We start from the raw sequence: 8,747 nt of genomic DNA, 5'->3' as shown, positions 1-8,747 counted from the left end.
AGCATTAACACAAAATGCCACTTAAATAAGAAGCACTTTGTCAACAAACTGAAGCCTGACAAAAGTCAGGCCTCTTACAGTTTGTTCATTTTTTTCGCCTCTTCGGCTACACCCAGAACTTTTTCAAAATTACTTCCTATAGAAGCTTCTACTGCAGCCGCTACTGCCCCTTCTACCAGGGGAGCGTCTGCAATTTTTACTTTACTTTCATATTCTTCTCCTAAAAGCTCCAGGGCCGTTTGAGCACTCATGATTGCACTTCCAATGTCAACTAATACTACTACTCCTTCTCCTTTGTCTACCTTCTTTATTTCTTCTGCTATTTCCGTAGCGTCAGTACCTAACCTCCCATCTGGCGTTCCTCCCGCCAGTCCTATGGGAACTTCTCCTCTGGTCATTTGATTTACAAGCTCGAAAATCCCCTCTACAATTTTTCTTGAGTGGGACACTAAAACTATTCCAACCATCTTATTCCTCCATTATTACAGTAAATTAATCACTTCTGAAAAAGCATTTATCATAAGGTAAGAGGAGGTAGCCCCAGGATCTATATGTCCTATGCTTCTCTCACCTAAGTAGCTAGCTCTGCCCTTCCTGGCAGATATATTCTTTGTGTATTCCATTCCCTCTTTAGCCGCATTAGCCGCTCTCTTTAAAGCTTCGGGAAGGGCTATGTTATTTTCTAAGCTTTCTTTAAGAGCCTTGTAAGCAGGTTCAATAGCATCTATCATTGTTTTATCTCCCGCTTGAGCTTTACCTCTATCCTTTATTCCCTGAAGAGCCGCATCAAAAATTTTTACTATATCCTCTTCTGTAAGCTCAGTTTTGCCCTGTACTACCTGTCCTGCTCTCATAAAGGCAGTTCCATAAAGGGGTCCTGAAGCCCCTCCTACAGTAGAAACAAGGGTCATCCCCACAGTTTTCAATATCGTCCCTATATCAGAATTTTCTGGAATTGTATCTAGTTTTTGTTTCACTGCTTCAAAGCCTCTATCCATGTTTATTCCATGGTCAGCATCTCCTATAGCGGAATCCAGTTCTGTGAGATACTCCCTGTTCTCTCTTATTACTTCCACTATCCTATTTATGACTTTAAGCACATCTTCCTTTGTGACAACCATTTATATTCACTACCCCCTGAAATTATAATTGTTTAAACGCTGGAGTATCAGCTTTTGCGTCCAACAAAGCTTTCAACTCATCGTCCAGTTTCAATAAGGTTATAGAAAAACCGCTCATCTCAAGAGAAGTCATGAATTCCCCAACATAGGTCTTATAAACTTTTATGTTCTTTTCTTTGAGAATCTCTGAAACCTTCCTGTTAGCTATATAAAGCTCCATCAGCGGAGTTCCACCCATTCCGTTTATCATCACAGCTACTTCGTCACCTGGTTTATAGGGAAGGTCATTTATTATTTTGTCCATTAAATGCTCAACTACTTCATCGACAGGTTTTATTTTTTCCCTGTGAGTACCGGGCTCTCCATGAATCCCTATTCCGATCTCTATTTCATCTTCTTGAAGAGTAAAGCTTGGCTTACCTGCTGCAGGAACAGTACAAGGTGTCAATGCCATTCCCATTGAACGCACATTTGCTATAACTTTTTCAGCCACTCTTTTTACTTCCTGAAGACTAGCACCCTCCTGTGCCTTTGCTCCGGCAATCTTATGGACAAAAACAGTTCCTGCTATGCCTCTTCTGCCCTGTGTCCAGGTACTGTTTTCTACGGCTACATCGTCATTTACTATAACCTCATCTACTTCTATGCCCTCCATTTGCGCCATGTCCCTAGCCATTTCAAAATTCATTACGTCTCCCGTATAATTCTTTATGATGAGAAGAACTCCCTTGCCACCATTTACTGCTTTAATCGCTTCATAAATTTGGTCTGGAGTAGGAGAAGTGAATACTTCACCAGGACAAGCAGCATCTAACATGCCATAACCAACATAACCAGCGTGGGCGGGTTCATGACCACTTCCACCACCGCTCACAAGCCCTACTTTTCCTTCTACTGGCGCATCTTTTCTTACAATTACATTTATGTTTTCCAGTTTTTTAAGATAGTTAGGATGCGCCTCCAAAAGCCCCTCAATCATTTCTTTTACAACGGCTTCCGGATTATTAATCAGTTTTTTCATAAAAAGAACCTCCTTACAATTAATTACTTTACAATTACCTCATTTTAATTAATATGCAAAAACTGTGCCAGCATGTCCTTTGCATTTTCCTCAAAAACAAAAAAGTCCCAAAGACCTTATTGGGAAAAAGTATCAACCAAAAAACGCCGTTGGGATTATCTATCAACTAGGCCAAATTTCCTCGCTTTAGAAGCAACTGTTTTATGGGTAAGTCCTAAAACTTTCGCCGCCTTATTAAAACTTTTGTACCTCTCTAGAGCTGCTTTTATTATCTTGTATTCATATTCTTCCATTGTAAGCAATTCACTATGTTCGTCTAAATAAATTACATTATTTTCTGACGTAATAGTCTCCTCATTTCGTATATACTGGGGGAGATCTTCGTAGTCTATATATTCGCCTTCACTTAAAGTGATACATCTTTCTATTATATTCTCCAATTCTCTTACATTTCCAGGCCAATCATAGTGGATAAGAGCCTGCATGGCTTTTTTTGTTATGCCTTTTATTTGCTTGTTTAATTTTTTGCTTAACTTTTCTATAAAGTGCTCAACAAGGAGGGGAATATCTCCTCGCCGCTCTCTGAGGGGCGGTAACATTATCGGGATAACATTCAAGCGGTAATATAAATCTTCTCTAAAAGTGCCTTCTTTTATAGCTTTTTCTAAGTCCTTATTTGTAGCGGCAATTATCCTCACATCTACTTTTATAGTCCTTATTCCTCCGACTCTCTCAAACTCCTTCTCCTGTATGACTCTCAAAAGTTTTACTTGAATTTCTGGCGGTATTTCTCCTATCTCATCTAAAAACACCGTACCCCCGTCTGCCAGCTCGAATTTCCCTATTTTTTGGGTTACAGCTCCCGTAAAAGCTCCCCTCTCATGGCCAAAAAGCTCACTTTCCAGTAATGCAACAGGTATAGCAGCACAGTTAACTCTTATAAAAGGCTTATCTCTTCTTTTGCTAGCATAGTGAATTGCCTGAGCTACCAATTCCTTTCCTGTACCACTTTCTCCCCGTATCAAGACAGTAGAATCTGTATCTGCAGCTTTTGATGCAATGGTTAGCGCATCTTTCAACTTGCCACTATTGCCTATTATTATGTCAAATGCTTTATCCAACTTTCTATTTCTCTTTAATTCATTCTCTAAATACTCTATCTGGGGAAATTCATAAAAAACTATCACTGCCCCTTCTATTCTGCTGCCCGTGTATATTGGAGTAATATTAGTGAACACAACATTATTGCCAACTTTAACCTTTCTATTCATTTCCTCTTTTCCCATTTTTAGCACACTTTCAATTCTTACGTCCGGTATAATCTCTTGAACTTTTTTCCCTATAGCTTCATCCATACTTATCCCAGTAATATTTTCTGCTAATTTATTAAATATGGTTATATTACCATCTTCATCCGTCACTATAAGTCCAGAACCGATAGAGTTAAAGATTTTTTCATAAGCAATAGAGGTATTTTTTAAAAGTTCATAGGTAGCTTTTTCCTCTTTCTCTTTCCCTAATTCCGAATTAAAAAACTCCATAAACTCGTAAAAGGCCCTATCAGCCCTTTCTCCTTCTATTATGACCTCTATTTCCTCACCGCGAGAAGCAAAAAAAGTTACCATAGAAAGCATGCTCCCAGCTGGGACCATTCGATTTTCATTCACCTTTCTAAAAAATATGCTGACACCGTGTTTTTTGCTTATATGGCTCACCTCTTGAACTATGTGGGCAGCAATCTGAGAATGTATACTGACAGGCAGTCTTAACCTTTCCCTCTTTTCCACCATTCTATCACCACACATCAACTCACTTCTTTTTTATAAAGATTCCTTGTGGCAATAACGTCAACCCCCGTCCCCAGAATGTTTTTGACTATCACATCACCAATTTTAACAGGAGCTTTTACTTCTATTTTCGCTAGTTCGACCATTATTTCATGAATCTTTTCCTTCGGAACCGGTTCTTTTGTCCTTACAGAAAGAAGGGGTAAGTGCCCATCTTTTGCTCTAACACTGGTTGTCACTATTCTTTTGGGCATCGTAACTTCATTCTTTGCATATTCAAGTCCTTTAGGACAAGAATAACCTTTTATATTTTTTATCTCCCCCCCCTCCATTTCAACTGTTATCCTACAACCCAAAGGACAAACTATGCAGGTAAGCTCTCTTACTTCCATTTTATCCCTCCTCCACTAAAAAGACAATACCCTCTTTTTCATCTGCGTTTTTTAATATATCTTTGTTTATATTGACTTCTATCATCTCTCCGGGAGTAAGTCTTAACTTCCTCTGTTTTAAAAGATATTTATCACCTGACTTTACTGCAAGTACAGCATTGCTATAAACAGTCGTAGGCCTCATCCTGAATTTTATTCTTTTTTCCACATTATCCACATTTATTCTCTGAGGGACAACATAACGAATACCGTTTCCTGCTTTAACAAAGACATTGCTTTTTTTGAATTCCCCTTCTTTTATGAATCTTATAGCAGAATTAGCTGCTAATCTGGCTTCTGCCGTAACATTATCGACTAGGTCATGAACCTGAAGGACATTTCCACAAGCAAAAATTCCTGGCACACTGGTCTCCAGCATCTCATTCACAACTGGTCCTCCTGTTACTGGGTCAAGTTCTATCCCCGCCTGCTTTGACAGTTCATTTTCTGGTATCAATCCTACAGAAAGTATTAAAGTGTCGCAGCTTATATACTGGGCGGTTTCCATTATAGGTTCTCTATTTTCATCTACCTTTGCAATGGTTACTCCTTCCACCCTATCTTTCCCATGTATCTCTACAACAGTATGGCTAAGGAGAAGAGGTATATCAAAATCCTCAAGGCATTGTACTATATTTCTTGTGAGACCGCTTGAATAAGGCATTATTTCTACCACTGCCTTGACCTTTGCACCTTCTAAAGTAAGCCTCCTTGCCATGATAAGACCTACATCTCCCGAACCTAAAATCACTATTTCTTTTCCTGGCATGTAACCTTCCATATTTACATACCTTTGGGCTGTTCCAGCCGTCATTATGCCGGCAGGTCTGGTACCTGGAATCATTATTGCACCCCTGGGCCTTTCTCTGCAACCCATTGCTAAAATTATTGCCTTCGCTTTTATCTGAAATACGCCTTTTTGCGGATTAACAGCTTTTACTATCTTGTCAGGAGTAATTTCTAAAACCATTGTCTCCAGCATGACTTCTATCCCATATTCCTCTACTTTGTCTATAAACCTTTGTGCATATTCAGGACCGGTCAATTCTTCTTTGAATTCTTGAAGTCCAAAACCGTTGTGTATACATTGGGGTAAAATGCCTCCCAAATATTTATCCCTTTCTAATATAACTACACTTCTTGCTCCTTTTTCATATGCTTCTACAGCAGCTCCCAGACCAGCAGGTCCTCCTCCAACTATGACTATATCATAGTTAAGCATTCCCATACACCTCTTTCTTCAAAAGCTGTGACGCCTTTTCTAAGAGAAATTTTTTGGTCTCACCGGCAAGAATATAGGAATTTCTGCCATGTTTTGTAACCTCAAGAGGAGAGATATTTAGTTCTCTTGCCAGTATTTCTACTACTCTAGGACCACAGAAGCTCCCCTGACACCTGCCCATACCAGCTCTTACACGCCTTTTTACCCCGTCTACCGACCGAGCTCCTACTGGTCTTCTTATCGCATCTATGACTTCTCCTTCCGTAACTGTTTCACACCTGCATACAATTCTTCCATAAGCCGGATTTTCTTTTATAAGCTTGTTTCTCTCCTCGTCAGAGAGTTCTGCAAATCGGATCATAGGCTTTCTTTTAGGGTTAAAATCTTCTTTTTCTATAAGGTCAAGACCTGCATCTTTTAGTATATCCCTTACCATCTCAGCAATTGCAGGTGCTGCTGTAAAACCAGGAGATTCAATGCCAGCCACATTTATAAATCCTTTTACATCCGATTCTCCTATTATAAAATCCTTTTCCTCGGTGTCGGGAGTTGCTCTCAAACCTGTAAACTGAGTTATTGTCTTTCTAACATCGAACTTATCCACACTTCTTTTGGCAACAGTAATAGCCTTATTAAGACCTTCTCTGGTGGTAGCCTTAAATTCCTTATCCTGTATGTCCTCTGATGTAGGTCCTATTAACAGGTTACCATCAATAGTAGGAGATACTAGAATCCCTTTGCCCATTTTTGTAGGAACCTGGAATATAACTGTCCTGGCAAGATACCCTTGATCCTTATCCAGTATAAGGTATTCTCCCTTTCTAGGATGTACAGAAAAAGGTTTTGCCCCTACCATGTTGTTTATCACATCAGAATAAACTCCTGCAGCATTGATAACATACCTCGCATAGAATTCTTTAAGCGGTGTTTTTACAATGAACACATCCTCTTTTTTCTTAATATCAATTACTTCGGAGTCAAAAGAAAACTCCACTCCGTTTTGGGCAGCATTTTCCGCAAGGGCAATTGTAAACAGATAAGGCGAAATAATACCTGCTTTTTTCGCATAAAGAGCAGCTATCACAGTATCGTTTATATAAGGCTCTATTTCTTTCACCATGTCCTTTGTAATTATAGAAAGTTCTTTGACTCCATTTTTTATACCCCTATCAAACAACTTATAAAGCTCTTTAATTTCTTCTTCTGAAAAAGCCACCACTAAAGAACCTGTCCTTTTCATGGGAACATCCAAGTCTTTGCACAATTCTTCAAACATTTCATTCCCTCGTACATTGAGCTTTGCTTTTAAAGTACCTGGAACAGGGTCATATCCAGCGTGAAGTATTGCGCTGTTAGCCTTTGATGCGCCTTCTGAAGCGGCATCTTCACCCTTTTCTACTACAATCACCTTTAATTTGTATTTAGATAATTCCCTTGCAATAGAACATCCTACTACACCAGCTCCTATTATCAAAACATCGTACATCATTTATAAAACCTCCTTATGAAGATAAAAAACCATATATAACCGAGGCCCCTCGGCTATATATGGTTCTCCCAATCTCCACCATACCTATTATTCATTTTGTCCCGATTTATTATAATATATTCTACAAAAATTCTCAAATTCCTGCTACTTTTTATCAATTTTTTTATTCTTCAGCCCACTTCATAGCTCTTTCAACCGCTTTTTTCCAGCCTTTGTACAGCTTTTCTCTCTTTTCTTCCTCCATCTTAGGCTCAAAGCGCCTATCTATATTCCAGTTTTTCTCTATTTCTTCTTTGCTATTCCAGAAACCTACTGCAAGTCCTGCAAGATAAGCAGCTCCTAAAGCAGTCGTCTCTATCACCTGAGGTCTGTCTACCGGAACACCTAAGATATCTGCCTGGAACTGCATTAAGAAGTTATTTGCGCTGGCTCCTCCATCGACCTTTAAAGCTTGAAGTTTTATACCAGAGTCTTCTTGCATTGCTTCAAGGACATCTCTTGTTTGATAAGCAATAGATTCTAACGTAGCTCTTATTATATGCTCTCTTTTTGCTCCTCTGGTAAGTCCAACTATCACACCTCTAGCATACATATCCCAATAAGGAGCTCCAAGACCTACAAAGGCAGGAACAACATATACCCCGTTTGTATCTTCGACTTTAAGGGCGTATTCTTCGCTTTGAGGAGCACTATCAATGATCCTCAGTTCATCTCTCAACCACTGAATTGCTGCACCTGTTATGAAAATACTGCCTTCCAGAGCATATTCAACTTTTCCATCAATGCCCCACGCAATCGTGGTTAAAAGTCCTGTCTTGGAAGGAACAGCTTTCTCTCCGGTATTCATCAGCATAAAGCAGCCGGTACCATAGGTGTTCTTTGCCATTCCTGGTTTAAAGCATACTTGTCCAAACAAAGCAGCTTGCTGGTCCCCAGCGTCTCCTGCAATAGGTATCTCAACTCCAAAGAGGGACTTGTCAGTGTAACCGTAAACATGACTTGAAGGCTTCACTTCTGGAAGCATATTCTCCGGGATATTCAGTTCTTCTAATATTTCTTTGTCCCATTTAAGGTCGTGTATGTTAAAAAGCATAGTTCGCGATGCATTTGAATAATCGGTGACATGCACCTTACCCTTTGTCAGATTCCATATAAGCCAGGTATCTATGTTTCCAAAGAGAAGTTCCCCTTTTTCTGCCTTTTCACGTGCTCCTTCAACATTATCTAAAATCCACTTAACTTTGGTACCAGAAAAATACGCGTCTACTACAAGCCCTGTTTTTTCTCTTATCTTCGTGTCAAACCCTTTATTCTTGAGGTCATCGCAAATGGGGGCAGTTCTTCTGCATTGCCACACTATAGCATTGTAAATAGGTTTTCCCGTATTTTTGTCCCATACTACAGTCGTCTCTCTTTGATTTGTTATGCCTATTGCTACAATGTCCTCTGGTTTGATTCCGGCTTTTTCTATCACTCCCTTTGCAACCTCTATCTGAGACTCCCATATTTCCATAGGGTCATGTTCAACCCAGCCAGGTTTCGGATAAATCTGTCTAAATTCCTTGTTTAAAGAAGCCACCATTTTACCGCTGTGATCAAAAATTATGGCGCGGGAACTTGTAGTTCCCTGATCTAAAGCCATTACATACTTAGCCATCTTTCTTCCTCCTCACTCT

At 39.6% G+C, this 8,747-nt stretch carries 8 protein-coding genes; all 8 read right to left on the bottom strand.

Annotated features, from left to right (window positions below; all coding sequences use genetic code 11):
• Nucleotides 1-74 precede the first annotated feature (74 nt).
• The 8 genes from dhaM to glpK all read right to left on the bottom strand — a co-directional run bounded on the left by dhaM (nt 75) and on the right by glpK (nt 8,728).
• On the bottom strand, nt 75-467 hold the full coding sequence (gene dhaM, locus ACPLVE_RS04980; protein WP_424610364.1) for a dihydroxyacetone kinase phosphoryl donor subunit DhaM: 393 nt from the start codon (nt 465-467) through the stop codon (nt 75-77).
• A gap of 15 nt (nt 468-482) precedes the next feature.
• Nucleotides 483-1,121, bottom strand: coding sequence for a dihydroxyacetone kinase subunit DhaL (dhaL, locus tag ACPLVE_RS04975; protein WP_424610362.1), 639 nt, complete (start codon nt 1,119-1,121; stop codon nt 483-485).
• A gap of 22 nt (nt 1,122-1,143) precedes the next feature.
• Complete coding sequence (gene dhaK / locus ACPLVE_RS04970; RefSeq protein ID WP_424610361.1) at nt 1,144-2,142, bottom strand: dihydroxyacetone kinase subunit DhaK; 999 nt, start codon at nt 2,140-2,142, stop codon at nt 1,144-1,146.
• A 155-nt stretch (nt 2,143-2,297) separates the two neighbouring features.
• Nucleotides 2,298-3,932 (bottom strand): sigma-54 interaction domain-containing protein, encoded by a 1,635-nt coding sequence (locus ACPLVE_RS04965; RefSeq protein WP_424610370.1) that lies wholly within the window; start codon nt 3,930-3,932, stop codon nt 2,298-2,300.
• A 14-nt stretch (nt 3,933-3,946) separates the two neighbouring features.
• Complete coding sequence (locus ACPLVE_RS04960; protein ID WP_424610359.1) at nt 3,947-4,321, bottom strand: DUF1667 domain-containing protein; 375 nt, start codon at nt 4,319-4,321, stop codon at nt 3,947-3,949.
• 1 nt (nt 4,322) lies between these two features.
• Nucleotides 4,323-5,582 (bottom strand): NAD(P)/FAD-dependent oxidoreductase, encoded by a 1,260-nt coding sequence (locus tag ACPLVE_RS04955; RefSeq protein WP_424610357.1) that lies wholly within the window; start codon nt 5,580-5,582, stop codon nt 4,323-4,325.
• A complete protein-coding gene (locus ACPLVE_RS04950) occupies nt 5,575-7,068 on the bottom strand; it encodes an NAD(P)/FAD-dependent oxidoreductase (protein WP_424610368.1) in 1,494 nt (497 codons plus the stop codon). The genes ACPLVE_RS04955 and ACPLVE_RS04950 overlap by 8 nt, the downstream gene beginning before the upstream one ends.
• Nucleotides 7,069-7,234: 166 nt before the next feature.
• On the bottom strand, nt 7,235-8,728 hold the full coding sequence (gene glpK, locus ACPLVE_RS04945) for a glycerol kinase GlpK (RefSeq protein WP_424610355.1): 1,494 nt from the start codon (nt 8,726-8,728) through the stop codon (nt 7,235-7,237).
• Nucleotides 8,729-8,747 lie beyond the last annotated feature (19 nt).

The organism is Caldanaerobacter sp. (genome assembly GCF_049701115.1).
GTDB lineage: Bacteria > Bacillota > Thermoanaerobacteria > Thermoanaerobacterales > Thermoanaerobacteraceae > Thermoanaerobacter.
This window is presented reverse-complemented; position numbering and strand designations above follow the sequence as displayed.

Excerpts from the sequence above, each read along its gene's own strand:
- dhaM (WP_424610364.1), bottom strand. The coding sequence starts at position 467 with ATGGTTGGAATAGTTTTAGTGTCCCACTCAAGAAAAATTGTAGAGGGG.
- dhaL (WP_424610362.1), bottom strand. The coding sequence starts at position 1,121 with ATGGTTGTCACAAAGGAAGATGTGCTTAAAGTCATAAATAGGATAGTG.
- dhaK (WP_424610361.1), bottom strand. The coding sequence starts at position 2,142 with ATGAAAAAACTGATTAATAATCCGGAAGCCGTTGTAAAAGAAATGATT.
- ACPLVE_RS04965 (WP_424610370.1), bottom strand. The coding sequence starts at position 3,932 with ATGGTGGAAAAGAGGGAAAGGTTAAGACTGCCTGTCAGTATACATTCT.
- ACPLVE_RS04960 (WP_424610359.1), bottom strand. The coding sequence starts at position 4,321 with ATGGAAGTAAGAGAGCTTACCTGCATAGTTTGTCCTTTGGGTTGTAGG.
- ACPLVE_RS04955 (WP_424610357.1), bottom strand. The coding sequence starts at position 5,582 with ATGCTTAACTATGATATAGTCATAGTTGGAGGAGGACCTGCTGGTCTG.
- ACPLVE_RS04950 (WP_424610368.1), bottom strand. The coding sequence starts at position 7,068 with ATGTACGATGTTTTGATAATAGGAGCTGGTGTAGTAGGATGTTCTATT.
- glpK (WP_424610355.1), bottom strand. The coding sequence starts at position 8,728 with ATGGCTAAGTATGTAATGGCTTTAGATCAGGGAACTACAAGTTCCCGC.